Origin of the sequence: Flavobacterium limnophilum (genome assembly GCF_027111315.2) — a bacterium.
In the GTDB taxonomy this organism is placed as follows: domain Bacteria; phylum Bacteroidota; class Bacteroidia; order Flavobacteriales; family Flavobacteriaceae; genus Flavobacterium; species Flavobacterium limnophilum.
Window position 1 is genome coordinate 2,644,053 of record NZ_CP114289.2, and the last position, 25,627, is coordinate 2,669,679.

Genomic DNA, 25,627 nt, shown 5'->3' on the forward strand with positions numbered 1-25,627 from the left:
CCTGCTTAATCATTGCGGTGAAAAAACACAACAAACACCGCAAATTTGCGGTAAATAAAACCTATATTTACCGCAAAATAATTTTAGGCAATGGCTAAATACATCTACGAGCATAGCAACTGGACAAAATTTACTTGGCAAGACAAAAGCATTAATGTCGTGTTTGGCGAGGTACGCCTGATGCAAGGCAAAATCATAGGACAAATGAACACTTTAGGCTTTTCGGCAAAAGAAGAAGCCACACTTACTGCCTTAACTTTAGACGTGGTAAAATCATCGGAAATAGAAGGTGAATTGCTCAACTTCGACCAAGTGCGCTCCTCCATAGCAAGGCGATTAGGCATCAATATCGCAGGACTTGTACCCAGCAACCGCCACATAGAAGGCGTGGTAGAAATGATGCTTGATGCCACACAACGACATACACTTCCATTAACTGAAAATCGTTTGTTTGGTTGGCACGCAGCCCTTTTCCCTACAGGATTTAGCGGCCCATATAAAATAGAAACAGGACAATATCGAACAGGCGAAATGCAAGTGGTTTCAGGTGCCATGGGCAAAGAAAAAGTGCATTATGAAGCCGTAAAACCCGAACTTGTTAAAGCAGAAATGGACAAATTCTTGGATTGGTTCAATAACGACAACAGTCTTGATCTCGTATTGAAAGCTGCCATAGCGCACTTTTGGTTTATCATTATTCACCCTTTTGATGACGGAAACGGCAGAATTGGAAGAGCCATAACCGATATGTTGCTTGCCCGTGCCGAAGACAGCGGCGACCGTTTTTACAGCATGTCGAGCCAAATTTTAATAGAACGAAAACAGTATTATGAAGTATTGCAAAAAGTGCAACATAGCACAGGCGATATTACCGAATGGCTCGAATGGTTTTTACATTGCTTGAAAAACGCCATGCTTGCCACCGAAAACACCACGCAAAAAATCCTGCATAAAGCTGCATTTTGGAAATTGCACGAACAAACGTCCATCAACGAAAGACAACGACTGGTGCTCAACAAACTCTTTGATGGTTTTGAAGGAAAACTGCAAACCTCAAAATGGGCCAAAATTACCAAAACCTCAACCGACACCGCTTTAAGAGACATAAAAGACTTGGTAGCCAAAGGTATTTTACAACAAACCAACGAAGGCGGACGAAACGCCAATTATGAATTAATGGACTTCAAATTAGAATAATCTGTCCTTTGGCAATATGGTGGGTTTAGTTTTAATTGGAGACTGGCAAAATAAAACTGCTTCGCGCCAAGAAATTGTTGGTAGAAATCATCTAGGATAATAGATAGTTATTTGGGCAAACAAAACAACCAAACTCATTATTTGTTGCAGAAAATTCTCAATACACTTTTACTTTCAACCAATTAAGCACCAAAATCTTTCAATAATCAAAAAGGCACTTTGATAATTTGTAAAATAAATCCCTATATTTGAAAATAAATAAACACTGACATTTGTCAAACAAAGCGAACCCATTTTAAGGATGATAAATAGGATGCAGTCAGACCTAAAAATTCAAGTTAGAAAAATAAAAAAAGACCAGTAATAAAACTGGCCTTATTTCTAGGGGAAGGAAAAACCCGACTGCCGTGGCAGTTTATAGAATTCCAAACCCCTTTCTATATCTTGGAATAAAATTCATTCATATATCTTGGACAAAAGTACATAAAAAATAGTATCAAATGCAAAACATTATCTTAAATTATCCTACTTCAAATATTCAAAAATTATTTATTGCCAAAGGAAGTGAATTGCTTTATAAAGGAAGTTTAGATACTTATAGATTGAAATTGCATAATCCAAAAACTATAATTGAAGAATTAGTATCTGTCTGTAAATCTTCTTTTTTAACAAATAACGATTACGCTCAAGCATCAGCAAGCGAGCTAACAACTCTTTTAAATGAAGATAATGATGGATTAAAATTCATTAAAGTTAACCGTAAATATTTTCTGGAACTTTTAAAAAACACAAAAAAAGAAAACTATAATAGGATTATTCAAGCATGCAAACTTATTCTTTCTGACAATAAAAATTATCAAGAATATTTATTTGATGAAATTGAAAATTCTTTGCTAACATTCGACGAAAATCAAGAAGCAAATATTGTGCACAATGAGCACAAAAAACTTATACTTCAGTTAACCTACTTATTTGTAGAACTAATTAATAAAGGATTCACTAAACAATATTTATATAAGTTATTTCAAGTTATTTTCATTTACAAAAATGAACACGATTGGCTTTTTGAAGAAAGATACTCTGATTGGAAATCTTTGCGAGATAGACCAAAAGAAAATTACACTATCGTTTTTAATATTATTGGTAACGATTTTCAAATTTCTCAACTTCAAAAAATTGATGGAACATATGAAGGAATGAATAGTAAATCGAGAAAAAAATTAGAGAAAATTGTATCTGAAAGAGTCAAGATTTTCCTGAATGATAATAAAATGGGAAAATTAATTTCTATGAATGTTACAGCTTTTGATCATTATAAAGCCTTGGAAATATCTCGAGAGAAGTTGTCAAGAGACTTGGATTTATATCATTTAGGATTAAATAGCCATATCTTCGAAATAGATTTACAAGCTGCAGTTGTTGGAACAATCAATCCCGAAAAATCATCAACAATTCCAGTCAACTATCAAATAGATGGATATCTTAATAAGAATACCGAGACATTTGATAGGTTATTAAAAAAGGTAACTAAAATGAGAGGAAATAATATCGATGATGATAGTTACGACAAGATTTTTTCAGCTATAAGATACTTAAGAACAGGAAGTGAATCGCCAGAATTAGAGACAAAGCTTCTCAATTATTGGATTGGATTAGAATACATCTTTACTTCAGTTAATAGTGAAGAGAAAACGATAGATAGAATTAGAAAATATTATCCTATTTGCCACTCTTTAGTTTATGCAAAACGAAATTTATTTGACTTTCATAAATCTATAATAAGACATGAGATTTCAAATACTATCACAGATTTTGATTTCAATCCATCAATTGAGTATCTAACAAAACACAATACCTATAATGAAATTTTTGCTAATTCAACAAATGAATTATTAAAATTTAGAGCTTTGTATTTTCAAAAATGGGTGGAAGACCCAAGTAATATTGGAACCGCATTAAAAAAACACTCTGATAACCTAAAGTGGAATCTAACTCGATTATACAGAATTCGGAATGAGATTGTTCATAATGCAGCAATCAAAAACGGAATCTATGTAAATATTTCACATATGAAATATTATTTAACTTTTATTCTAAATTCTATCTTGGATTTTATGTCTAATGATTCTTTAGATATAGATGATGATGGAAAAATAACAATAGAAGATTACTTTATAGCTCAAGATATTATGTTAGGTTCATTGAAAGGCAGTACAATTCAAAATTATTTAAAAATCAGATTTCCTAGACAAATTTTACATTAATTTATTGTGCCTAATCGAGTAGACGGCTCCACCCCCGATGAACGGAGTGCGCCTCTCACACTACCGAGCCCTTCAGCTATCCCTCAGGATAAACCAAGTGGGTCATCCCGATAAAAATCGGGACAAACTGTACTCGGTGGTTTCCCGAAAAATCGGGATAAACTCCAAAGAGATAGATTCATTCAAATTATACTGAATTTCTCACTACTGACAACTAATTGCACACAATGTCAAGTAATTCCCGCAAGCAAAAACGGCAATTTCGGTTTTCATGAATTTTTCGAAAATTTCCCGGTTTAAACCCAAAAATATTTTGGCAAATAAACCGTAAAAAAATATATTTGCAATCGCTTTGAGAGTGCGGGATGTAGCGCAGCCAGGTAGCGTACTAGCATGGGGTGCTAGGGGTCGCTGGTTCGAATCCAGTCATCCCGACAGCAACAAAAAAGCCTGACTTGTTTAGAGTCGGGCTTTTGTTTTTTTTCGCAAAGCCCCGAAAACATTGACCCCTATTCTTCTTGTTAAAATATTTTAAAAATAATCACCATTTTACATATTATATCGAATATCTTTTACGTTATCTGTTAAAAGACACTGCTTATGACATGACAACTACCTAACCATAAAAACCACAAATTATGTCTAGATTAAGTATTTTCGAAACTCGTTGGATTGATCTCATCTTCGAAAACAGAAACCAAGAATACGGTGCCTATCAATTGCGCCGTGAAAGTGTCAAAAGCTCCTTTACTGCCCTGTTTATGGGATTGTTGTTTGTGGCTTCCATTGGGGCAATTACGACAATTGCCAACCATTTCAATCGAGATGTTGCGCCAGTCATTACAATTCCGGAATGGTCTGAACCCATAGAAGTCACCAAAGTTGACTTTGATAAAATTGTGGAACCAGTGCTTCCCGAAGTGCAAAGTCAAGCCGCCGCAGCCACAATCGACAAAGACCAGCTCATCAATCCCGTTATCGTGCATCCAGAAGACGCCAATCCAGACATTGCCACCAACGTGGAAAACAAACATGCTTCTGATGTCATTTCGAATGGAACGGGGCCAATTGGCGACAACCCTTCTTCTTCAGGAAATGGAATCGGGACTGAAACCACCAAAGCGGTTGATTATGGAACCACTGTGGTAAACACCTCAATACTAGACAAAATGCCAGAGTTTCCGGGCGGAATCGAAAAATTCTACAAATATGTAGGCAATAATTTCGAAAAACCTGAAATAGATGACATGAGCACGCTTAGGGTTTATGTGTCGTTCGTCATCGAAAAAGACGGCAGCATGACCGATATCAAAGTCAACAGGGATCCCGGTTATGGTTTGGGAAGAGAAGCCATTCGAGTTTTGAAATCTTTGAGAACCAAATGGTCTCCGGGAATTATTGATTCGAAACCGGTTCGAACCGCTTATAACTTGCCGATCGTATTGGAAATGCGATAAATTGTAAATACCTATTCATTTGTCAAGTTGAAAGCTTCTCAACGCAGTGGAGCAACATTGTTTAGACGCTTCCAGCGTGACAAATAGCAAGAATTAGTATAAATATTCACATTCATGCAAACAAAAAAGCAGAACCGAAAAGTTCTGCTTTTTGTTGTATAAAAATCACCATTGGAAATCCAATATTTATTTTTTGGCAGTGGTGGAAGTTTTCTTGGTTGTTGTTTTGGTGGTTGTTTTTGGCTTGGCCACAACCGGCATTTTGTGAACGTAAGGTTTGTACAATCCTTCTTTTTCGGCTCTCTTTCTTGCATTGTCGGCTCTTTCTTTCGAATCTGGGTGCGAACTCATCATTTTAGTCAAAAAATCGGTTTGGGCTCCTTCGCTCATTTTGGCCAAAATAGAAAAGGCAGATTCCACGGCATTGACGTCATAACCGTTTTTCTTCATGAAATCATAGGCAAACGTATCGGCTTCCGATTCTTGTTTTCTGCTGTGTTTGCAATCAATCATGGCGCTGCCAATTTTCCCCAATTGACTATCAGTTATCGCTGCCACCTTGCCCGATTGTGAAGCGGCACCTTCAATCAAGGCTTCTTTTTGGTAAGCCGCCTTGATGGCATCCCTGGAATCGTGGTTGACAACATGACCAATTTCGTGACCGATGACCACCAGCAATTCGTTGTCGTCCATGACATCCATCAATCCCGTGTAAACACGAACACTTCCATCGGCGGTGGCGAAAGCATTGACTTCCTTGAGAACATAAACTTTATAGTTTAAAGCCAATCCGTAAGCATTGGTGTATTTGCCAAAAATCTTGTTTAACCGAATGGTGTAGGGATCGGTTGGACCGGCAATAACGTGTTCTGCATCCATTTTGGTCACGGCCTCTTTTGATAATTGGGCTGCTTGTGCATCGCTGAAAGTGAGCCCAGCCACTCCTTTTTGAACAGCTCCCAAGGCTTTTTCTCCAAAATTGATTTGTGCATTGGCAGTTGAAAAACCCAAAAGGGCAAGCATCACGGTTAAAAATATGGATTCTCTTTTCATTCTATTAAATATTTGGTTTATACATACAAAGATATACCAAGTTTGCTTTTACCAAAAATAAAAACCTTTTTTGCCAATAAATTATTGAAAAATGCTGTAATCATTGCTGTTTCGTTCTCGAAAATCACTTTTTTAAATTGTTAAAAAAAAGTTAAACAAAATTAAACAGCTGTTTAACTTAAACGGTTGTTTAATTTTGCGCCAAAATTTTAAAACAGTGAAAAGTGATTTAAACGACAAACAAATCCAGATTCTGGAAGTAGCCGAAACGCTATTTGCCGAGAAGGGATTTGACGGCACTTCGATTCGCGACATTTCGAAAGAAGCCAATATTAACGTCGCCATGGTTTCCTATTATTTTGGCAGCAAAGAAAAATTACTGGAATCTTTGATATTATTCAAAACCTCCGGACTCAAGGAACAGTTGGTGAATTTGATAGAAGAAAACCTGGAACCAGTAGAAAAAATAAACAAGCTGATTGAACTTTACATCAACCGCCTCAATTGCAACAAGGGAATTTACCGCGTGCTGCATTTTGAATTGGCTTCCAAAAAAAGGGTTCTAGACATTCAGTCTTTTTCAGACATAAAAAAATCCAACTTGAAATCATTGGAACTCATCATTCAAGAAGGCCAAGCCAAAGGTGTTTTCAGGAAAGACATCATTATTCCTTTGCTCACGCCAACCATTTTGGGAACGTATTTCCATTTTCAAATGAACAAACCTTTTTTTGAAGAAATATTAGACTTGAAAACCGAAGAGTCATTCAACAATTACGTAAAAAACGATTTGACAAAACACATTCAACAAACCATTAAAGCCCTCTTAATATATGAAAGTTAGTTATTTAATGCTCTTTGGAGGGTTCTTCATTGGAATTTCATCCATTAGTGCCCAAGACAAAACCAATTTAAAGCTGGAAGAAGCGATACAATTGGCTTGGACGAAAAGCAACGAAATGTCCTTGGCCGGCACCAAAGTGGAAACGCAAAAACAAGAATTACAATCGGCCAAGAACAGCCAATATCCCGATTTAAAAATTACCGGACAATACCTTCAATTGACGGAACCAACCCTACATTTGGAACTGGATGCAGGATCAGGATCATTGCCGGCACCGGATAAAATAGCCATTGGCCAAGCCAGTTTGAAAGTACCTGTGTTTGCAGGAATGAAAATTCAAAACGGCATAAAATTACAGGATAATTTGTTCCAAGCCGAAAATGCAATGGCATCCAAAACCAAAGAAGACGTAGCCATGCGAGTTATAGATTATTATGCCAATCTATATAAAGTACAAAGAACCATTGAATTATTGAAGGAAAATCAAAAAAGTGCCCAACAACGCGTTACCGATTTCATTGCTTTGGAAAAAAACGGAATCATTCCGCGAAATGATTTATTGAAGGCACAACTTCAGGTTTCCAAAATCCAGTTGTCTCTTGATGAAGCTTTGAACAATGAAAAAGTAATCAATTACTACCTGGTCACTTTGTTGAAATTGCCGACAGAGACAAGATTAACGGTAAACGAAAGCGATTTGATCAACTTTCCAAAGAATTCAATTCCAACGGATGAACAACCGGCGTTTCAAAATCGTAAAGACTTGGAAGCCTTGCAATTTCAGGAAAAAGCATCGCAAGACAACATCAAAATAGCCAAAGGAGATTACTATCCCAATGTGGCTTTGACCGGTGGATATGCCGCTTTGAACGTAAACAATATCATGACATTGGAAAACGCCATGTTTATTGGTGTTGGGGTATCGTATGACCTCAGCGGAATTGTAAAAAATGGTACCCAGGTAAAAATTGCCAAAAGCAAAGCGCTTGAAGTAAAAAACACCCAAGAATTATTAAAAGACAACATCAGGGTTCAGGTACAACAGGCGATTACCAATTATGATTTGGCCATTAAACAAAATGTAGTTTACAATCAAGCCGTTGAACAAGCCACTGAAAACTACCGAATTGTAAAAGACAAATACGAAAACGGACTATCGGACACCAATGATTTACTGGAAGCCGACGTAGAGCAACTGAAATCCAAAATAAGCGAAACCATTGCCAAGGTGGATGTTATTCAAAAATATTATGGATTACTTTCAGCAACCGGTCAATTATCACAAACTTTCAACCTTTCAAAAATATAACCATTACCAATCATGGAAAAGAAAAAAACAAACAATAAATTCATTATAATCCTATCGGTTTTAATCCTGGTTGGAGGAACTTACGGAATCACAAAATACCTTCATTCACAAGGACACGAAGAAACGGATGATGCCCAAATCGAGAAAAACATGAACCCGATAATTCCAAGAGTTTCGGGATATATCAGCAAAGTGTACGTGAAAGACAATGATTATGTAAAAAAAGGAGATACTTTATTTACCATTGACAAAAGAGATTACCAATTGAAAATTGAAGAAGCAAACGCTGCCTTTATAGCTGCTGAAGGCGGATTTGAAGTGGCCAAAGAAGATATTGGAAGCGCATTGGCCAGTATTGCCGTTTCGGATGCCAATGTTCAATCGGCTGGAGGAAATATCGAGACCGCAAAAATCAGATTGGGAAGAGCCAACAGCGACTATGTTCGTTACGAAAATCTATATAAAAATCACTCGATTACAAAACAACAATACGAACAAGCATTGGCCACCAAACAAGAAGCGGAAAGCCAAGTGCGAATTTTGCAACAACAACAAAAAGCAAGTGCTTTCCAAAAAACGGTAATTGAGGCAAAATCGAGAGTTAGCAACAAACAAACTCAAGTGGCCGCCGCCAATATCAAAAAAGCAAAAGCATTATTGGAAGTGGCTCAATTGAACTTGAGTTATACCGTCGTGACTGCCGCCATTGACGGACAAGTTTCAAAAATTGACATACAGCCGGGACAATTGGTTCAACAAGGACAATCGTTGTTTTATATCATCAACAACAAGGAAGCTTGGGTTGTGGCCAATTTCAAAGAAACACAATTGAACAAAATGGTTATCGGTCAAAAAGTAACCGTAAAAGTAGACGCCTATCCCGATTATGATTTTAAAGGAACGCTTACCTCGTTTTCGCCGGCAACCGGATCCCGTTTTTCATTGCTTCCGCCTGATAATGCAACAGGAAATTTTGTGAAAACCATTCAAAGATTACCGGTAAAAATAAGCTTGAATCCATCAAACGATCCTGAAAAAATAAAATTGCTTCGTCCGGGGATGAACGCCGACGTAGATGTTCATTTGAAGTAATGAGTTTTAGAAAAAACTTACAAAAAGGAATTCAAACCATTACATATTAAAATTTAAAATGGTACAAAACCAAGAAGACGATTTAGTAGAATACGGCATTAACAGGGTCATCATCACGATAACCTGTATTATGTGTGCTTTACTCGAAATTGTAGATACTACGATTGTAAACGTAGCCCTAAACAACATGAGAGGCAGCCTTGGTGCTACCCTAACCGATGTTGCTTGGGTAATTACAGCCTATGCCATTGCCAACGTGATTGTAATCCCGATGACGAGTTGGTTGTCGCAACAATTTGGCCGACGAAATTACTTTGCAACCTCTATTATCATTTTTACGGTAGCTTCTTTTTTATGCGGGAATGCCACCAATATTTGGGAACTGGTTGCTTTTAGATTCATACAGGGATTGGGAGGAGGAGCTTTGTTGGTTACCGCGCAGACCATTATTACCGAAAGTTATCCCGTGGCCAAAAGGGGAATGGCACAGGCAATTTACGGAATGGGAGTTATTGTTGGACCAACATTGGGACCGCCATTGGGAGGTTACATTGTTGACCATTTTTCATGGCCTTTCATTTTTTACATCAACATTCCAATTGGTATTATTGCAGCTTTACTAACTATTGGTTTTGTAAAAAGTCCAAAATACGGAGAGAAACTCAAGGCCAAACAAGTCGATTGGTGGGGAATTTTGCTCTTGACCACTTTCATCGGTTCCTTGCAATTTGTATTGGAACACGGCCAGCAGGACGATTGGTTCAATGACAGCATAATCGTGACCTTAAGCGTAGTTTTCGTCTTTGGTTTAGTGCTGTTTGTATGGCGACAACTCACCTATAAGCATCCAATTGTAAACCTGAAAGTATTAAAGGACAGTAACCTTAGAATTGGAACCATTATGTCTTTCATCATGGGATTTGGATTGTATGGATCTACATTTATCATTCCAGTATATACCCAATCTCTTTTAGGATGGACAGCTACCGATGCAGGTTTATTGTTAATCCCAAGTTCCATAACAACGGGTATCATGATGCCTTTCATAGGAAAAATGATTCAGCGTGGAGTACCTCAAACCTACATGGTAGCAGTGGGATTCCTGGTATTTTTTCTTTTCACCTTTTTGATGCGCGGCGTAATGACACCAGACACCGGCGTTGAGCACATGTTTTGGCCGTTAATCCTCAGAGGTGTTGGTTTGGGATTATTATTCGTGCCAATTACCACTTTATCATTATCCACCCTAAAAGGAAAACATATTGGTGAAGGTGCGGCCTTTACAGGAATGATGCGACAATTGGGAGGTTCTTTTGGTATTGCCATCATAACCACTTACCTTACCAGGTTCAATCAGGAGCACCGCGTGAATTTGATTTCCTATTTGGACAAAAGCTCTTTCAAAGTACAGCAAACGGTTCATCAACTGCAGATGGGTTTTATGTCCAAAGGATATTCTGCCAATCAAGCTTTGTCCAAAGCCTATAAAGTCATCGAAATGAAAGTGATGGCACAAAGTTCCGTATTGTCATTTATGGATATTTTTATGTATCTCGGAATCTTGTTCCTGTTGTGCATTCCCTTTATTCTTATGGTCAAAAAAGGAAAAAACAAAATTGACCCTGCCGAGGCGATGCATTAGAATGCAAATTGCAGGTTGCAGAAGACAAAAAAGCTCCGAGTTTCACTAAATAATAAGTGAAATTTGAAGCTTTTTTTTAAAAGTCAATTTCAGCAATCTCAAATCCGCACTTTGAAATTTTGTTACTATTATTTTCTATATTTGAAGAAAGATACAAAAAGGTGTTTTTCACACCAATCAAACTCAATTGGAACAGATTGAAACCATTTATGACTGCTAAAAGTAAGTTAGCAACAATTTATAACGCCTTATGAATAGAAAAGAGATCCTAAAATTCATCGCTGAAAATCAAAACGAGAAACTACTTGACTATTATGATAAATGTTATGAAAAACTACGCGACCTCAATCATCAAATTGACAAGTTAACTTTATACCTTATTATAATTGTTTTTCTCTACTTTATAGCTTCAAGCACAACTATTTCCTCATTGCAAATTGGCCCTGCTAATATTTCAGACATATCACTTTTACTAAAAATTATTCCGGTTCTTTTTGCCTTCATATTATTGCAAATAGTCGTTATTTCATCCCAAAAATCAGAGCTATTTACAATAGTTAAAATGATTTTCTTAGCAAACTATATTCAAGATGTCAATCCTAAACATATGGATAATGAACATAATAATGTCTTCACTCGATTACTTTTACCATTTTCATATTCCATCGAATTTTTAAAATTTAACACAAAAAAAGGCAGTAATTTGAATAGTTGCTTCGGTGCGTTGTTAGCGCTTCCTCTTCTGTCTCTTCTTTTTCTCCCCTTTTATTTTGAGTATTTTATGCTTAAAGTAATTTGGAATAATTATTACGGACAAGCACTGGGTATAGTTTCATTTTGGCTATCTATTTGGATTATGCTTTACCTTATCTATTATTTAATTAGCAACACCATCCACAACTATCAGGACAATAAAGCTGAACTTACATAAACCCCAATAGCGCGAATTTGCAATTCGTGCCTACAAAATAGTACTCGACAATCTGAAATTATCGAGTAAAAACCAACTGATTCCCTTTCGACAAATTGGCGTCAAAACGATAGCCTTCATAATCGAAACCTTTCAAATCTTCGATAGTTTCGGCATTCGTGTCAATGATGTAACGCACCATTAATCCCCTCGCCTTCTTGGCAAAAAAACTGATTATCTTTAGTTTTCCGTCTTTGTAATCCTTGAATTCAGGGGTAATTACGGGAACTTTCAACTCTTTGACATCAACTGCCGAAAAATATTCGTTGCTGGCCAAGTTGACAAAAAGTTCCCCTTTGTGAAGTTCTTTGTTTAACGCTTTGGTGATAATGGGTTTCCAAAATTCATATAGATTTCTGCTTTCGCCAATGGGTAATTTGGTTCCCATTTCCAATCGGTAAGCCTGCATCAAATCCAATGGTTTCAGAAGACCGTACAAACCCGACAAAATGCGCAAACGCTCTTGCAAAACGTCCAGTTTTTCTATTGGAATCGAATAGGCATCCAAACCAGTGTAAACATCGCCATCGAAAGCAAAAACGGCGGGACGCGCATTTTCCGACGTGAAAGGCGTTTTCCAATCTTGGTTGCGTTGCCAATTCAAATCGGCCAGTTTATCCGAAATATCCATTAATTCTGAAAGTTCCTTTGGCGATTTTTGCTTCAACACTTTGTGCACTTGGCGCGATTCTTTCAAAAACAAAGATTCCGAAAAATTGGGTGTTGGCAATGCTTTTTCGAAGTTTAAAGACTTGGCTGGCGATATGACGATTTTCATTTTTTAAATTGGTTTTAAAATGATTCCAAAAGTACAAATTGTATTGATTTATAAATTGGATTATCACAAATTTCACCTGTTTTAATAATTTGTATAATCCATATAGCTTTACTTTCCATATTATTTATCACGCTGGAAGCGTCTATTTATGTTGCTCTCATTATGTGAGACGCTTTCAGCGTGACAAACTGGCTGCTTAAAAAGCAAAAAAGTAGCCACAAATTTCACCAATTAGCACCAATTATTTTTTTAGTTTTACAAAAAGAATTCTCTGCTTAAAAATCATCCCTTTCACAATGAACAATAAACCCCATTGGAATCTCCTTTTATCTGATTTTGTCAATAAAAATCAACTGATTAAAACCCTGCTTTCCGGGAACAGCACCGGCGAATTGGCCGTTTACAACAACTTGAAAGGCATTCTTTTTTCGGACATCACCATTCAACAATTTATAGAAAAAGAAGAGCAATACGACACTCTTAAAGCTAATTCAAATCGAAAATTGCGCAGCTTCTCGGCTGGCGAACAAAAAAAGGAATTCCTGAAATATTGCCTGAACCAAAAGCCGGATTACATCATTTTGGACAATCCTTTCGACCATTTGGATCTGGCTTCCCGAAAAACATTGGCCGATTCTCTGGAACAATTATCAGAATCGTTGGGCTTCATCCAATTGGTGAACCGCACCGAAGATTTGCTTTCTTTCATTGAAAACAAGGCGCAGATTACCGATGATTCTTTTGTCGTGAAACCCATCAATCCTTCGACAAATCCCACCGAAAAGACGCATACAACCCAAATCCCTAAACCCTTGCATTCGTATGAAGGCAACGACCCCGTTCTAGTAAAAATGGACGGCGTTTCGGTAAGTTACAACGAAAGACCCATTGTGGATTCTATTTACTGGACGATTCAACGAGGGGAATTTTGGCAACTCGTTGGACCAAACGGTTCTGGAAAAAGCACCATATTATCAATGATTACTGGAGAAAACCCGAAAGGCTACGGACAGGAATTGTACCTTTTTGGACGTAAAAAAGGAAGCGGCGAAAGCGTTTGGGACATCAAGAAAAACATCGGGATTTTCTCGACTTCGATGACGCAGATGTTCAAAAGAAACCACACTTTGGAACAAATGATTCTCTCGGGATTTTTCGATTCCATTGGATTGTACACCCAACCGACCATTTTGCAAAAACAAATCGCGAATCAATGGCTGGAAGTCATAGGGATGAGTGCATTAAAAAACAAGTCGTTTCTACAATTGTCTTTAGGCCAACAAAGGGTCATCCTGATTGTTCGTGCCGTCATCAAACATCCACCCTTGATTATTTTGGACGAACCTCTCGAAGGTCTCGACGACAACAATTCCGTTTTGGTTACCGACCTCATCAACCTCTTGATTCAAGAGACCAACATGACGATTATTTATGTTTCGCATCGAATGGAACCCGCGCTGAAACCCAAGTCAATTTTTGAATTGATTCCAATGGAAACGGGTTCGATTGGCAAAATAAAGCAGCAGGACATTAGCCTATAAAAAAAGTTAGCCACAAATTTCACAAATTCGCACAAATTACAAACTGTTTAAATTACACGAATTTTTAAACTATGTAGAATTTAAAATTGATAAAATTTGTGACAATTTGTTTAATTTGTGGTTGAAATTTTTAAACAAAAATACCCTTATAAAGCAAAATGAAATCTCATCAAGTAAATCGAATTTCGTATTTTTGACGAATGAGCACAACACCACAACCAGAAGCCAAAGGATACAACAATTACGGCGCACATTTGCGTGAAAAATACAACGGACAACGCGTTTACAAAGTCATTGTCGATGGCGGATTTTCCTGTCCCAACCGAGACGGAAACAAAGGTTTTGGCGGTTGCACCTATTGCAATGTCGATTCGTTCACGCCAGAACTTTCCAGGAAATCGCCAACCATTTCAACCCAATTAAAAGATGGAATGGAGCGCGCCAAAAATCATTACAAAGCCGATAAATTCATTGTCTATTTTCAGCCGAATTCCAATACTTATGCTCCGGTTTCGCTTTTGAAAACAATGTACGACGAGGCCTTGTCCATCAACACCGAAGATGTGGTCGGTTTTTCCGTTGGCACACGACCAGATTGCATCGATGCCGAAAAAGTGGCTTTGCTAGAAAGTTATTGCGATAGATTTGACGTCGATTTGGAAATGGGAATGGAATCCATTTATGACGAAACCCTGGAGCAAATCAACCGGGGTTGTAGCCACGCCGAGTTTGTAGCCGCAGTGGAATTATTGAAAGACAGCCCACTCGATTTATGCGTGCACACCGTTTTTGGATTCCCTTGGGAAACTCGCGAAATGATGTTGAACTACATTCACGAAATCAACCGTTTTCCGCAAATTAAATTCGTGAAATTCCACCATTTGCACATCGTCGAAGGCTCGATCATGGGCGTCAAATACAAGAGAGAACCTTTCAAACTCTTTACTTTGGAAGAATACACCGATTTGCTTTGCGAATTGATTCCGCTTTTGCGTCCTGATATTGTTATCCAGCGTTTGTTTGGGATTTCCGATTGGAATTTGCTGATTGCACCCAACTGGGGCTTGAAAAAAACCCAAATTCAAACCTATATGGAGAAAGAAATCGAACGCAGGGGAATTGTGCAGGGGTCGAAATATGGAGAAAACAAAATCGAGAAGTAAGAAAATTTCGCTTTGTTTATTTTGGTATATTTGGGAGGAAAATCAAAAACAACTTCATCCAACATTTGAACCATGTCAGTAATTTTAACTTTTCTGCCTTTCTTTTGTTTTCCTTACATAATGGCTCACCTGTTTAAAGGCGATTATTCACATAGGGGACTAACTTATGTTTTTACTATAATAGTGTCATTGGTTTATTCAATACTATTTGATTGGATAAGTTCGTTTTTTCAAGCGGAAAGCTCTCAAATGAGATGTCATTTCCCTTTAATTATATTCCCCATTTTTTTCTCGCCAATAATTCTCTTTTTACAATATTACTTCAATAAAATTATTCTTTGGGATGATAATGATTGAGCTTTTCAAAAACCCAAAAAAAGCCCTCCCGATAATTCCGAGAGGGCTTTACATTTTGTCTTAAAATCGATTTTATTACGTAATCGGGGTCCCAATCTTTACTCTTCCTCGTTGGCGTGCGTTTTCGAATAGCCTCTCCATTTCTCGATGCAATCCTGAAAATCTTGCGGCAATTCGGTGTCAAAACGCATGTATTCTCCCGTTGTGGGATGCATAAAACCAAGCGTTTTGGCGTGCAAAGCCTGACGTGGCAATGCCTTGAAACAGTTTTCTATAAATTGTTTGTATTTCGTGAACGTGGTTCCTTTCAAAATCAAATGACCGCCATAACGCTCGTCATTGAAAAGCGGATGACCAATGTGTTTCATGTGTACGCGAATTTGGTGTGTTCTCCCCGTTTCCAGAATACAGGAAACCAAAGTCACGTAACCAAAACGCTCCAACACTTTGTAATGCGTCACGGCTGGTTTTCCAATTTCGGGATCGGCAAAAACCGCCATTTGCATGCGGTCTTTTACGTGGCGGGCAATGTTGCCTTCAATCGTTCCTTCCTCTTCCACCACATTTCCCCAAACCAGCGCAATGTATTCTCTTTCGGTCGTTTTGGCTTCAAATTGCTTGGCGAGATGCGTCATGGCCGCTTCGGTTTTGGCAATAACCAAAAGTCCCGAAGTATCCTTGTCAATTCGGTGAACCAGTCCAGGACGTTCGCTGCTGTTCATTGGTAAATTTTCGAAATGAAAAGCCAAAGCATTCACCAAGGTTCCCGTATAATTTCCGTGACCAGGGTGAACCACAAAATCGGGCGGTTTGTTTACCAGCAAAAGTGCATCGTCTTCATAAACAATATCCAATGGAATATTTTCGGGATCGACCCTGTTTTCAAACGGTGGATGCGACAACATAATGCGTATCACATCAAAAGGTTTTACTTTGTAATTCGATTTTACGGGAATATCATTCACGTAAATATCGCCGGCAGTAGCCGCATTTTGGATTTTGTTGCGGGTTGCATTCGGAATCATGTTCATCAAATACTTGTCGATCCTCAAAAACTCTTGGCCTTTGGGAACATCAAATCGATAATGTTCAAACAATTCGTCTTCTAAATCTACAATTTCTTCTTTATTTTCGCTCATCGGATAGAGTCTTTTTGTACAGCTGAGCTATCCACTTCTTCTACATAACTTTCTTTTCCGTCTCCCAACACCAAATCAATTTTGGAGGATTTCAAAACGCGGTCGCCCGCTTTGATGTTTCTTCCTTTGTAACGCATTTCCAGCACCATGTCTTTTCCAAGATTCGGGATATAGGTAATCGTTCCTTCTTCAAGTCCCAAAGCCTTCAATGTCGGAACGGCTTCACGATAGGTTTTATCAATCAAATCAGGAATTTTCACAGACGAAAAACCAGAAGCATTTATCTTGATATATATTTTTCTGCCTTCTTTTACTTTGGCACCCGGCAAAGGATCTTGCTCCACCACGCTGTATTTTGGAAAATCGCTGTTATAGTCCACGCTGTCCAAAAGCACGTAATCCAAATCCAACTCGTCCAGTTTTTCCTCCACTTGTTCCTCGGTCAATTTGGCCAAATTGGGCACCGTGATTTCGTGACCGTGATCGGTGGTGAATGTCAACCAATGCATGAACAAATAACTCAAAACAGCAAGAATGACAAGAGCGGCAAATGCTTGTCCAAAAAATACGCGACTGGTAAGATACTTACGTAAACTCATAAATTTATTTTTATAAGTCGCAAAGATAAAGCTATTTCGTTCCAAAAAAAATTCTAATTTTGTTTTGAAAACGTTTAATCGGTTAATCGGTTAAACGATTAACCGATTAAACAAAAAAAATGAAAAACATTGCCATTATAATGGGCGGATATTCAAGCGAATACAAAATATCCTTAATCAGCGGAAACGTTGTCTATCAATTTCTTGACAAAACCAAATACAACGGATTTCGCATCCATATTTTTAAAGAAAAATGGGTTTATGTTGATGCCAATGACGCTGAATTTCCAATTGACAAAAATGATTTTTCAACCACCGTAAACGGAACCAAAATAACTTTCGATTGTGTTTTCAACGCCATTCACGGAACACCGGGCGAAGATGGTTTGATGCAAGCCTACTTTGAATTAATTGGAATGCCGCAATCGTCTTGCGATTATTACCAAGCCGCATTGACGTTCAACAAACGCGATTTATTGTCGGTGTTGAAACCTTACGGCATCAAAACCGCCACTTCCTATTATTTGAACAAAGGCGACAAAATCGACACTGCCGAAATCGTGAAAACAGTCGGCTTGCCTTGTTTCGTAAAACCAAACAAATCGGGTTCCAGTTTTGGAATTTCCAAAGTAAAAACCGAAGCTGAATTACCAATCGCCATAGAAGTAGCTTATAAAGAAGACAACGAAATCATCATCGAAAGTTTCTTGGACGGAACCGAAGTTTCCGTTGGTGTCATCAATTACCAAGGAGAAATCATCGTTTTACCGATAACCGAAATTGTTTCAGAAAACGACTTCTTCGACTACGAAGCCAAATACCAAGGAAAATCACAGGAAATCACGCCTGCCAGAATTTCCGAAGAAATGACCCAAAAAGTGAGCGAAGCAGCCAAACGCGCTTATGAAGTCTTGAAAATGAAAGGATTTTCGAGAAGCGAATTCATCTTCGTGAACGGCGAACCACACATGCTCGAAATGAACACCATTCCAGGATTGACCACCGAAAGCTTGATTCCGCAACAAGCCAAAGCAGCTGGAATTTCATTGGAAGATTTGTTTACCAATGCTATTGAATTGGCGTTGGCCTAATCACTCAAACCATGAACAAAAGCAGACTCGAAGCCTTTAGCGATGGCGTATTGGCCATTATCATCACCATTATGGTCTTGGAAATAAAAGCGCCCGAAGACGACAGTTTTGAGTCTTTAAAAGCCTTGATTCCCGTTTTATCGAGTTATGTTTTGAGCTTTGTTTACGTAGGCATTTACTGGAACAACCACCATCACATGTTGCAGGTGGTCAAGAAAATTAACGGTTCCATTTTGTGGAGCAATCTCTTTTTACTTTTTTGGTTGTCCTTGATTCCGTTTGCCACGAGTTGGATTGGAGAACATCATTTTTCGGCTGTACCCATGAGCGTTTATGGTTTTGTCTTGTTGATGTGCGCCATTGCCTACAACATACTCCAAAACAAAATCATAAAATTGGAAGGCAAAGATTCTGTTTTGCACCGTGCAGTCGAAAAGGATTTCAAAGGCAAAATATCAAATTTCACTTATCTTTCCGCAATCCCGTTGGCTTTTGTTTCGCCCTGGATTTCCGGACTGCTCTATATTGCAATTGCCATACTCTGGATTGTGCCGGATACGCGAATTGAAAAACAAATTAATTAAAATTAAAATGAGAAAAGCTATTTTTCCGGGATCTTTCGACCCCATTACTTTAGGTCACGAAGACATCATCAGAAGAGGAATTACCTTGTTTGACGAGATTGTAATTGCCATTGGCATCAACGCCGAGAAGAAATACATGTTTTCGCTGGAAGAAAGAAAACGCTTCATCGAGGAAACTTTCAAACACGAACCGAAGATTTCCGTCATCACCTATGAAGGTTTGACCATTGATTTATGCAAAAAAATAGGTGCCAATTTCATCCTTCGTGGACTAAGAAATCCAGCCGATTTCGAGTTCGAAAAAGCCATTGCCCACGCCAACAGAAGAATGTCCAAAATTGAAACCGTGTTTTTGTTGACCGCCGCAAAAACATCCTTTATCAGTTCCAGTATCGTGAGAGACGTGATTCGACACAAAGGCCAATATGAACTATTGGTTCCTGATGCAGTTCGAGTTAAAAAATAAAATTTGAAAAACTCCATTTATAGAGTACTTTCGCCAAAAAAAATTAACAAAACAAAAAAAATGAGCATAGAAAGAGAATTAATCAAACGCAGCGGTGGAAAATGTGAACTTTCCGGCGTTACCGAAGATTTAAAAGTATATCAAATTCTTCCAACCCGAAAAGGCGGAATTGACGAAAGTATTTTGGCAAGCAAAACCCTTATCGACCAAATCGAAAATCCTGAAACTATGGATGTAAATCTTTGGAGATGCCTGAATGACAGTATGTGGAGCGAACATCTTCCCGTTCAAGTTGTTTCTTGGAGAATGTTGAGCCGTTTAGGTAACCAAGAATTATTGGAACAAATGTATTTGGATGAAGATGATTTGGCTTGGGCTCAAGCCTCTGGCGAAGGCGAAGAAGACGAAAACAAAGTAATTCACCGTGATAGCAACGGAGTGATTCTTGCCACTGGAGATTCAGTAGTTTTAATCAAAGATTTGAAAGTAAAAGGTTCGAGCATGGTTGCCAAACAAGGAACTGCCGTTCGTAATATCAGATTAGACCACGAAAACGCCGAATATATTGAAGGTCGTGTTGACGGTCAAACTATTGTAATTATTACGCAATACGTGAAGAAAATATAATTTGAAGTGGGAAGTTTGAAGTGGGAAGTTTGAAGTACCAAAAAAAAACGAAAACGTCTTGATAAATCAAGACGTTTTCGTTTTTTATAGGAATGCTTAACCTTCTTAAGACACTATCCCAAAAAGTGTGTAAGTTTAAAAATATAGGGGTTTGATTTTTTAATTAAAGTTGAACCCTTTTTTCAAATATAGTCAAGAACTGGTTGAGGATTAATCCCCAGTTTTGGATTGGCATCGACCATTTTTTGGTTGCCTCTCTCAAAGCCAAATATACAGATTTTAAAACAGCTTCATCCGTTGGGAATGATAATTTGTTTTTAGTGTATTTTCTGATTTTACCATTGAGGTTTTCGATTAAATTTGTGGTGTAAATTATCTTTCTGATTTCTACTGGAAAGTCAAAGAATACGGTAAGTTCCTCCCAATTTTCTTCCCAGGATTTAATCGCATAAGGATATTTATTATTCCATTTTTTAGAAAAATCTCCCAGAGATGCTTTAGCAGCTTCTTTAGTTGGAGCATTGTAAATAAGCTTCATATCTGCCGAAAATTCCTTTTTATCTTTCCAAACCACATAACGAGCTGAGTTTCTAATTTGATGTACTACACAGATTTGGGTTTGTGATTCCGGGAATACATTTTTGATAGTTTGCGTAAAACCATTTAGATTGTCAGTAGCAGTAATTAGTATATCTTCAACTCCTCTAGCTTTTAAATCTGTTAAAACGCCAAGCCAGAAACTAGCACTTTCATTCTTTCCTAGCCACATTCCAAGGACTTCTTTTTTACCTTCTCTATTAAGTCCAACGGCTAAATAGATGGTTTTATTGACTATTTTTGAGTTTTCTCTAACTTTAAAAACAATTCCGTCCATCCAGACTATCAGATAAACAGCCTCTAAAGGTCGGTTTTGCCAAGCAATAATATCACTCGAAACCGTGTCGGTTATCCTAGAAATAGTACTAGTGGAAACCTCAAAATTATAAACTTCTCTTATTTGTTCTTCGATGTCGCTATTGCTCATTCCTTTGGCATAGAGAGAGATTATTACGTTCTCTAAACCATCGAGCATATTTTGCCTTTTGGGCACAATTAAAGGGTTAAATGAGGCTTCTCGATCTCTGGGAACTTGAATCTGAGATTCGCCAAATGAGGTTTTTATTTTCTTGTTAGAAAAACCATTACGAGCATTGGATTTTGTAGTTTTCTCGTGCTTATCATAGCCTAAATGGGCGTCTAATTCGCCTTCGAGCATTTTCTCTATTCCTCGCTTTTGTAGTTGGGCTAAGAAGCCATAAAGGTCTTCGCCTGTTTTGAATTGCTTCAAAAATTCATCGGATAATAAATCTTCCTTTTTCATAAAATGTGTAAAATATTAAAATTAAGTAAAAAAAGTATTAGGGTTTGCACAAACCCTAATACTTTTTTTACTTACACACTTTATAGGATACTACCCTTCTTAATCTGAAATCTACTCCTCTTCTTTCTTGATAACCTTTCTGGCAACTTCAATTTTAAATTTCTTGCCTTTCATTTTTTCGTCCTTGATGTTGTGAAGCAAGTCTTTTACTTTATTGAATTTTACGGCAGCAAAGGAAATAAAATCCTTCACTTCGATTAGTCCCAAATCGCCTTTCTCCAGTTTTCCTTTTTGGGAAAAGAAACCAACGACATCAATTTTGTTCAATTTATTTTTCTTTCCGCCGCTAATGTAGATGGTTTGGAATTCTGGTGGTTTTGGCAAAGTAGTTGAGTTTTCCACTTTCAGGACTTCCATACCATAATCGACATAATCTAGTTTTTTCTCGCTTTCGTTTACGATAAGATAAGCCGTTCCCGAAGCCTGCATACGAGCCGTTCTACCGTTTCGATGCGTGAATTCGTCTTCTTTCAAAGGCAAATGGTAATGAATAACGTGTTTCATTTCTGGAATATCCAATCCACGAGCGGCCAAATCGGTCGTGATTAAGTAGCTTACGCTTCCGTTTCTGAACTGGATTAAGGCGCGTTCTCTTTCATCCTGATCCATTCCGCCGTGATAATAGGTGGCGTAAATTCCTTTTTCGTTTAAAGTATCGCTAATGCGTTCCGCAGCGTCTCTGTGATTGCAAAACACGATAGCCGATTGCGATTTCAACGAACAAATCAGGTTGAACAAACTTCCCATTTTGTCTTTTTCTTTCGAAATCACCATTTTTGTGGCCAAATTGCTTTCCTCTTCTTCATTTGGAATAAAGTCCAAAATCGTGGGATTGACCACTCTAGTATACTTTGGAATTTCGATATCGGAAGTGGCCGAAACCAAAACACGTTTGTTCAGCTTGGAAAGTTTTCCAATGATGAAGGACATTTGCTCGTGAAAACCCAACTGCAGGGATTTGTCGAATTCGTCCAGAATCAAGGTTTCAATTTTGTCCAAACGAAATGTACCTCTATCGATATGATCGGCGATTCGTCCCGGAGTTCCAATTAAAACCGCTGGCGGATTACTTAAATTCTTGATTTCGGTTTCGATGGAATGTCCGCCGTAGCAAACATTCACTTTGTAATCGGTTCCCATTTTTTTCCAAACTTGTTCGATTTGGAGACCTAATTCACGTGATGGAACCAGAATCAAACATTGAACGGAAAGTATTTCGGGTTTCAACATTTCGAAAATAGGCAACAAGAAAGCCAATGTTTTTCCGGAACCTGTTGGCGAAAGCAGTAAAACATTGTTGTCGCCCAGAATGGTTTCTTGGGCAGCAACCTGCATTTCGTTCAGGTTTTCGATACCTAAATTGAGAAGGATATTGTTGGAATGGTGTTTTTTATTCATTTGGCAAAGGTAGGAAAAAAGTTGGCAGTCCTCAGTGGCAGTTTGCAGTCACGTGATAAAAAAATTGACTGCAACTTATAACTGGTTACTTCAAACTAATATTCTCTTCTTCGAACAATAATTTTATGTTTTCGTATGATTTTTTCAAAACATCAGGCATTTCTTTCGGACTGAGCCAAACGGCTTTTTCTATTCCCTCATCAATTTGTCCAACGGGAACGCCATCAAAATCGGAATACATTTCAAACCATTGGGTAATTTTTAGCTTATAAACACCATTTCGTTTAAAAACATGGTAGGTTTTTTGCAGTTTTTTGGTAATTCTCAATTTATTGACACCGGTTTCTTCTTCCACTTCGCGCATTGCGGTGTCTTCAATATCTTCCCCTTTTTCGGTTCCGCCTTTGGGTAAATCCCATTTTCCGCCCCTGAAAATAAATAAAACCTCTCCTTTTTTGTTGTAAACCAATCCACCTCCCGCTTTGGAAACAGGAATTTTGGATTTCAAAGTTTTCATGATTTCCTTTTCATCAGGATGATAAAGATAGGCTTTCTGAATTTTATTTTGAAAAATTTTAACTATAAGTTGTTCTATATCTACACTTTCCAATAAAAATAACTGAAAATTCGTCTCTTTGGAGATTTCATTTGTCAAAAAAAGTGGTTTGTCGTTCACAAAAACTTTATACATTTGTACTATGATATTTAATAAAGATACTGCCGAGAAAACTGCCGAATTGCTTTTGCAAATAAATGCAATTAAATTGAATCCAAGAAATCCTTTTACATGGGCTTCGGGATGGCAATCACCTATTTATTGTGATAACCGACTAATACTGTCGTTTCCGCTCATAAGAAATTATGTTCGGGATGAATTTTCCAAACACATCGAAAAACAATTTGGAAAGCCGGATGTTATTGCCGGCGTGGCCACTGGCGCCATCGGAATTGGGATTTTGGTAGCCGAAAGCATGGGCTTGCCGTTTGTTTACGTAAGACCGGAACCTAAAAAACACGGGCGTCAAAACCAGGTGGAAGGTTTTTTGCAAAAAGGACAAAATGTGGTAATTGTGGAAGATTTAATCAGCACGGGAAACAGTAGTTTGCTTGCCGTGGAAGCTTTACGCGCCGCTGGAGCCAACATCAAAGGGATGGCTGCCATATTCACTTATGGCTTTGACGTTGCCACAGAAAACTTTAAAAATGCCAATGTTGACTTGTTTACCTTGAGTAATTATCAAAATTTATTGAACTTGGCTGTTGCCAAAAAATACATTACCGAAGAGGAAGAAGCAACCCTGAGAGATTGGAGTTCAAAACCATCAACTTGGAATGTAGAAATATAAAAAATAGTTTAAAAATGCTGACTATCGTCTCGAACATCTTCGGGATTAAAATAAAATTATAAAAATGAACTTAGAAAGCCCTAGAGTTACCGTAGAAAAATCAGCACAAGAATTATTTGATTTATTGAGTGATGTACAAAATTTCGAAAAACTGATGCCTGAAAACATTGCGAAATTTGAAGTTATTGGAGAAGATTCTTTTATTTTTGGCCTCAAAGGGATGCCTGAAATTCAACTTAAAATGAAAGAAAAAGTAGCTCCCAAAAAAGTGCTTTTAGGTGCTGCAAGCGACAAACTGCCTTTCACTTTGGAAGCAGACATCAATTCGGTTTCAGAAAACTCTTCCAACGTGCAATTGCTTTTTCAAGGCGAATTCAATGCCATGATGGGAATGATGATAAAAGGCCCGATTGGAAAATTTATCGAAACATTGGCCTTGAACATGAATAAATTATAAAAACCCTTTTTATATAAAAACAAAGAAACCTTTCAGGACAACTGAAAGGTTTCTTTGTTTAGGATAGTTTCCATTCTTAATACAGCATCTGGACTTCCTTAATATCAAACTCGGAAACCGAATCGTCTTCCAACAGAATTTGGAGTTTTCCAATAAGGTTCACGCCTTGAATTATTCCCATAAAATTTTGTTGGTTTGCATTTGCAAATGGCATTGGAATTCCTTTTTTGAAAAGTTTATTGGTAAAATCTTCCCATAATGCTTGCTTGTTTTGATGCCAAAACTGGATATTTTCTTCCAGTTTTTCGACAATCTTGAAAAGCAGTTCTTCTTTGTCAAATGCAATGCTGCAAATTGCCGCCAAGGAAGATGCCTTGGGCAAATGCTCAAAATTAGTTTGATTGACATTCAAACCCAAGCCCACAATGGAAGTAATGGTTCCATTGCTTTTTAAGCTGTTTTCAATCAAGATTCCGCCTATTTTTTTATTGTATGACATAATGTCGTTTGGCCATTTGATGCTTAATTCTGGAATATTAAAGGTTTCCAACGCCTGAATTACGGAAACGGCAGTCGCAATATTAATATCGAATAGCTGATTGTTGCCCAACAAAAAACCCTTCACCAAGACACTCATTATTAGGTTTTTACCAGACTCCGAAACCCATTTGGCACCCATTTGCCCTTTGCCTTTGGTTTGGCTTTCGGCAGTAACAACGGTAAAGTTTTCAATGGTTTGGTTACTCGATAATCCTTTCAGGAATTCATTTGTCGAATCTATGGCATCGAGTTTGATTAGCTTCATGAGAAATTATTTGTGAAACAGAAATTTA

At 37.7% G+C, this 25,627-nt stretch carries 24 protein-coding genes and 1 tRNA gene; 17 read left to right on the plus strand and 8 right to left on the minus strand.

Annotated features, from left to right (window positions below; all coding sequences use genetic code 11):
- Positions 1-90: 90 nt before the first annotated feature.
- The 4 genes from OZP13_RS10980 to OZP13_RS10995 all read left to right on the plus strand — a co-directional run bounded on the left by OZP13_RS10980 (position 91) and on the right by OZP13_RS10995 (position 4,918).
- Positions 91-1,197, plus strand: coding sequence for a Fic family protein (locus tag OZP13_RS10980; RefSeq protein ID WP_281297164.1), 1,107 nt, complete (start codon positions 91-93; stop codon positions 1,195-1,197).
- A gap of 500 nt (positions 1,198-1,697) precedes the next feature.
- Entirely contained in the window at positions 1,698-3,461 is a 1,764-nt protein-coding gene (locus OZP13_RS10985) for a hypothetical protein (protein ID WP_281297165.1), read from the plus strand.
- A 361-nt stretch (positions 3,462-3,822) separates the two neighbouring features.
- Positions 3,823-3,896, plus strand: a tRNA-Pro gene (locus tag OZP13_RS10990).
- A gap of 203 nt (positions 3,897-4,099) precedes the next feature.
- Positions 4,100-4,918 carry an energy transducer TonB gene (locus tag OZP13_RS10995; protein WP_281297166.1) on the plus strand — a complete coding sequence of 273 codons (819 nt, stop codon included), beginning with the start codon at positions 4,100-4,102 and terminating at the stop codon, positions 4,916-4,918.
- Between the two features lie 186 nt (positions 4,919-5,104).
- Here OZP13_RS10995 and OZP13_RS11000 read toward each other — a convergent pair whose 3' ends face one another.
- Positions 5,105-5,971, minus strand: a complete 867-nt coding sequence (locus OZP13_RS11000) for a M48 family metalloprotease (RefSeq protein ID WP_281297167.1) — start codon at positions 5,969-5,971, stop codon at positions 5,105-5,107.
- 217 nt (positions 5,972-6,188) lie between these two features.
- Here OZP13_RS11000 and OZP13_RS11005 point away from each other — a divergent pair, with 217 nt between their 5' ends.
- The 5 genes from OZP13_RS11005 to OZP13_RS11025 all read left to right on the plus strand — a co-directional run bounded on the left by OZP13_RS11005 (position 6,189) and on the right by OZP13_RS11025 (position 11,789).
- On the plus strand, positions 6,189-6,815 hold the full coding sequence (locus tag OZP13_RS11005) for a TetR/AcrR family transcriptional regulator (protein ID WP_281297168.1): 627 nt from the start codon (positions 6,189-6,191) through the stop codon (positions 6,813-6,815).
- A complete protein-coding gene (locus OZP13_RS11010) occupies positions 6,805-8,124 on the plus strand; it encodes a TolC family protein (protein WP_281297169.1) in 1,320 nt (439 codons plus the stop codon). Before OZP13_RS11005 ends, OZP13_RS11010 begins: the two co-directional genes overlap by 11 nt.
- Positions 8,125-8,136: 12 nt before the next feature.
- The gene (locus OZP13_RS11015; protein ID WP_269240201.1) at positions 8,137-9,216 is read left to right on the plus strand and encodes an HlyD family secretion protein; all 1,080 of its coding nucleotides are present in this window, start codon (positions 8,137-8,139) and stop codon (positions 9,214-9,216) included.
- Between the two features lie 58 nt (positions 9,217-9,274).
- The gene (locus OZP13_RS11020) at positions 9,275-10,858 is read left to right on the plus strand and encodes a DHA2 family efflux MFS transporter permease subunit (RefSeq protein WP_281297170.1); all 1,584 of its coding nucleotides are present in this window, start codon (positions 9,275-9,277) and stop codon (positions 10,856-10,858) included.
- A gap of 250 nt (positions 10,859-11,108) precedes the next feature.
- Entirely contained in the window at positions 11,109-11,789 is a 681-nt protein-coding gene (locus OZP13_RS11025) for a hypothetical protein (RefSeq protein WP_281297171.1), read from the plus strand.
- Positions 11,790-11,847: 58 nt separating this feature from the next.
- Here the strand turns inward: OZP13_RS11025 and yaaA are convergent, their stop codons facing one another.
- Positions 11,848-12,606 carry a peroxide stress protein YaaA gene (gene yaaA / locus OZP13_RS11030; protein ID WP_269240204.1) on the minus strand — a complete coding sequence of 253 codons (759 nt, stop codon included), beginning with the start codon at positions 12,604-12,606 and terminating at the stop codon, positions 11,848-11,850.
- 296 nt (positions 12,607-12,902) lie between these two features.
- Between yaaA and OZP13_RS11035 the strand changes: the two genes are divergently transcribed.
- Together OZP13_RS11035 and mnmL are read left to right on the plus strand one after the other, a co-directional pair.
- The gene (locus tag OZP13_RS11035) at positions 12,903-14,147 is read left to right on the plus strand and encodes an ATP-binding cassette domain-containing protein (RefSeq protein WP_281297172.1); all 1,245 of its coding nucleotides are present in this window, start codon (positions 12,903-12,905) and stop codon (positions 14,145-14,147) included.
- Between the two features lie 200 nt (positions 14,148-14,347).
- Positions 14,348-15,310: a tRNA modification radical SAM protein MnmL/YtqA gene (gene mnmL, locus OZP13_RS11040; protein ID WP_281297173.1), complete on the plus strand. Its 963-nt coding sequence runs from the start codon at positions 14,348-14,350 to the stop codon at positions 15,308-15,310.
- A gap of 455 nt (positions 15,311-15,765) precedes the next feature.
- On the opposite strand, the gene OZP13_RS11045 is transcribed toward mnmL, so the two are convergent.
- Together OZP13_RS11045 and OZP13_RS11050 are read right to left on the minus strand one after the other, a co-directional pair.
- The gene (locus OZP13_RS11045; RefSeq protein WP_281297174.1) at positions 15,766-16,806 is read right to left on the minus strand and encodes an RluA family pseudouridine synthase; all 1,041 of its coding nucleotides are present in this window, start codon (positions 16,804-16,806) and stop codon (positions 15,766-15,768) included.
- Positions 16,803-17,405 (minus strand): PASTA domain-containing protein, encoded by a 603-nt coding sequence (locus OZP13_RS11050; protein WP_281297175.1) that lies wholly within the window; start codon positions 17,403-17,405, stop codon positions 16,803-16,805. The genes OZP13_RS11045 and OZP13_RS11050 overlap by 4 nt, the downstream gene beginning before the upstream one ends.
- A 119-nt stretch (positions 17,406-17,524) precedes the next feature.
- Here OZP13_RS11050 and OZP13_RS11055 point away from each other — a divergent pair, with 119 nt between their 5' ends.
- Genes OZP13_RS11055 through OZP13_RS11070 form a run of 4 tightly spaced genes read left to right on the plus strand, consistent with a single transcriptional unit; the run spans position 17,525 to position 20,173 of the window.
- On the plus strand, positions 17,525-18,496 hold the full coding sequence (locus OZP13_RS11055) for a D-alanine--D-alanine ligase (RefSeq protein WP_281297176.1): 972 nt from the start codon (positions 17,525-17,527) through the stop codon (positions 18,494-18,496).
- A gap of 11 nt (positions 18,497-18,507) precedes the next feature.
- Positions 18,508-19,080: a TMEM175 family protein gene (locus OZP13_RS11060; RefSeq protein WP_281297177.1), complete on the plus strand. Its 573-nt coding sequence runs from the start codon at positions 18,508-18,510 to the stop codon at positions 19,078-19,080.
- A gap of 7 nt (positions 19,081-19,087) precedes the next feature.
- Positions 19,088-19,546 carry a pantetheine-phosphate adenylyltransferase gene (coaD, locus tag OZP13_RS11065; protein ID WP_269240209.1) on the plus strand — a complete coding sequence of 153 codons (459 nt, stop codon included), beginning with the start codon at positions 19,088-19,090 and terminating at the stop codon, positions 19,544-19,546.
- A 60-nt stretch (positions 19,547-19,606) separates the two neighbouring features.
- A complete protein-coding gene (locus OZP13_RS11070) occupies positions 19,607-20,173 on the plus strand; it encodes a PhnA domain-containing protein (RefSeq protein WP_269240210.1) in 567 nt (188 codons plus the stop codon).
- A gap of 163 nt (positions 20,174-20,336) precedes the next feature.
- Here OZP13_RS11070 and OZP13_RS11075 read toward each other — a convergent pair whose 3' ends face one another.
- The 3 genes from OZP13_RS11075 to OZP13_RS11085 all read right to left on the minus strand — a co-directional run bounded on the left by OZP13_RS11075 (position 20,337) and on the right by OZP13_RS11085 (position 23,682).
- Complete coding sequence (locus OZP13_RS11075) at positions 20,337-21,533, minus strand: IS256 family transposase (protein ID WP_269239997.1); 1,197 nt, start codon at positions 21,531-21,533, stop codon at positions 20,337-20,339.
- A 111-nt stretch (positions 21,534-21,644) separates the two neighbouring features.
- Positions 21,645-22,991 (minus strand): DEAD/DEAH box helicase, encoded by a 1,347-nt coding sequence (locus tag OZP13_RS11080; RefSeq protein ID WP_281297178.1) that lies wholly within the window; start codon positions 22,989-22,991, stop codon positions 21,645-21,647.
- A gap of 85 nt (positions 22,992-23,076) precedes the next feature.
- Positions 23,077-23,682, minus strand: a complete 606-nt coding sequence (locus OZP13_RS11085) for an NUDIX hydrolase (RefSeq protein WP_269240211.1) — start codon at positions 23,680-23,682, stop codon at positions 23,077-23,079.
- A 7-nt stretch (positions 23,683-23,689) separates the two neighbouring features.
- Between OZP13_RS11085 and pyrE the strand changes: the two genes are divergently transcribed.
- On the plus strand, positions 23,690-24,337 hold the full coding sequence (pyrE, locus tag OZP13_RS11090) for an orotate phosphoribosyltransferase (protein ID WP_269240212.1): 648 nt from the start codon (positions 23,690-23,692) through the stop codon (positions 24,335-24,337).
- A 64-nt stretch (positions 24,338-24,401) separates the two neighbouring features.
- Positions 24,402-24,794, plus strand: a complete 393-nt coding sequence (locus OZP13_RS11095) for an SRPBCC family protein (protein ID WP_281297179.1) — start codon at positions 24,402-24,404, stop codon at positions 24,792-24,794.
- A gap of 76 nt (positions 24,795-24,870) precedes the next feature.
- Here OZP13_RS11095 and OZP13_RS11100 read toward each other — a convergent pair whose 3' ends face one another.
- Positions 24,871-25,599 (minus strand): biotin--[acetyl-CoA-carboxylase] ligase, encoded by a 729-nt coding sequence (locus OZP13_RS11100; protein WP_269240215.1) that lies wholly within the window; start codon positions 25,597-25,599, stop codon positions 24,871-24,873.
- Between the last annotated feature and the right edge of the window lie 28 nt (positions 25,600-25,627).

Excerpts from the sequence above, each read along its gene's own strand:
- OZP13_RS10980 (WP_281297164.1), top strand. The coding sequence starts at position 91 with ATGGCTAAATACATCTACGAGCATAGCAACTGGACAAAATTTACTTGG.
- OZP13_RS10985 (WP_281297165.1), top strand. The coding sequence starts at position 1,698 with ATGCAAAACATTATCTTAAATTATCCTACTTCAAATATTCAAAAATTA.
- OZP13_RS10995 (WP_281297166.1), top strand. The coding sequence starts at position 4,100 with ATGTCTAGATTAAGTATTTTCGAAACTCGTTGGATTGATCTCATCTTC.
- OZP13_RS11000 (WP_281297167.1), bottom strand. The coding sequence starts at position 5,971 with ATGAAAAGAGAATCCATATTTTTAACCGTGATGCTTGCCCTTTTGGGT.
- OZP13_RS11010 (WP_281297169.1), top strand. The coding sequence starts at position 6,805 with ATGAAAGTTAGTTATTTAATGCTCTTTGGAGGGTTCTTCATTGGAATT.
- OZP13_RS11015 (WP_269240201.1), top strand. The coding sequence starts at position 8,137 with ATGGAAAAGAAAAAAACAAACAATAAATTCATTATAATCCTATCGGTT.
- OZP13_RS11020 (WP_281297170.1), top strand. The coding sequence starts at position 9,275 with ATGGTACAAAACCAAGAAGACGATTTAGTAGAATACGGCATTAACAGG.
- OZP13_RS11025 (WP_281297171.1), top strand. The coding sequence starts at position 11,109 with ATGAATAGAAAAGAGATCCTAAAATTCATCGCTGAAAATCAAAACGAG.
- yaaA (WP_269240204.1), bottom strand. The coding sequence starts at position 12,606 with ATGAAAATCGTCATATCGCCAGCCAAGTCTTTAAACTTCGAAAAAGCA.
- OZP13_RS11035 (WP_281297172.1), top strand. The coding sequence starts at position 12,903 with ATGAACAATAAACCCCATTGGAATCTCCTTTTATCTGATTTTGTCAAT.
- mnmL (WP_281297173.1), top strand. The coding sequence starts at position 14,348 with ATGAGCACAACACCACAACCAGAAGCCAAAGGATACAACAATTACGGC.
- OZP13_RS11045 (WP_281297174.1), bottom strand. The coding sequence starts at position 16,806 with ATGAGCGAAAATAAAGAAGAAATTGTAGATTTAGAAGACGAATTGTTT.
- OZP13_RS11050 (WP_281297175.1), bottom strand. The coding sequence starts at position 17,405 with ATGAGTTTACGTAAGTATCTTACCAGTCGCGTATTTTTTGGACAAGCA.
- OZP13_RS11055 (WP_281297176.1), top strand. The coding sequence starts at position 17,525 with ATGAAAAACATTGCCATTATAATGGGCGGATATTCAAGCGAATACAAA.
- OZP13_RS11060 (WP_281297177.1), top strand. The coding sequence starts at position 18,508 with ATGAACAAAAGCAGACTCGAAGCCTTTAGCGATGGCGTATTGGCCATT.
- coaD (WP_269240209.1), top strand. The coding sequence starts at position 19,088 with ATGAGAAAAGCTATTTTTCCGGGATCTTTCGACCCCATTACTTTAGGT.
- OZP13_RS11070 (WP_269240210.1), top strand. The coding sequence starts at position 19,607 with ATGAGCATAGAAAGAGAATTAATCAAACGCAGCGGTGGAAAATGTGAA.
- OZP13_RS11075 (WP_269239997.1), bottom strand. The coding sequence starts at position 21,533 with ATGAAAAAGGAAGATTTATTATCCGATGAATTTTTGAAGCAATTCAAA.
- OZP13_RS11080 (WP_281297178.1), bottom strand. The coding sequence starts at position 22,991 with ATGAATAAAAAACACCATTCCAACAATATCCTTCTCAATTTAGGTATC.
- OZP13_RS11085 (WP_269240211.1), bottom strand. The coding sequence starts at position 23,682 with ATGTATAAAGTTTTTGTGAACGACAAACCACTTTTTTTGACAAATGAA.
- pyrE (WP_269240212.1), top strand. The coding sequence starts at position 23,690 with ATGATATTTAATAAAGATACTGCCGAGAAAACTGCCGAATTGCTTTTG.
- OZP13_RS11095 (WP_281297179.1), top strand. The coding sequence starts at position 24,402 with ATGAACTTAGAAAGCCCTAGAGTTACCGTAGAAAAATCAGCACAAGAA.
- OZP13_RS11100 (WP_269240215.1), bottom strand. The coding sequence starts at position 25,599 with ATGAAGCTAATCAAACTCGATGCCATAGATTCGACAAATGAATTCCTG.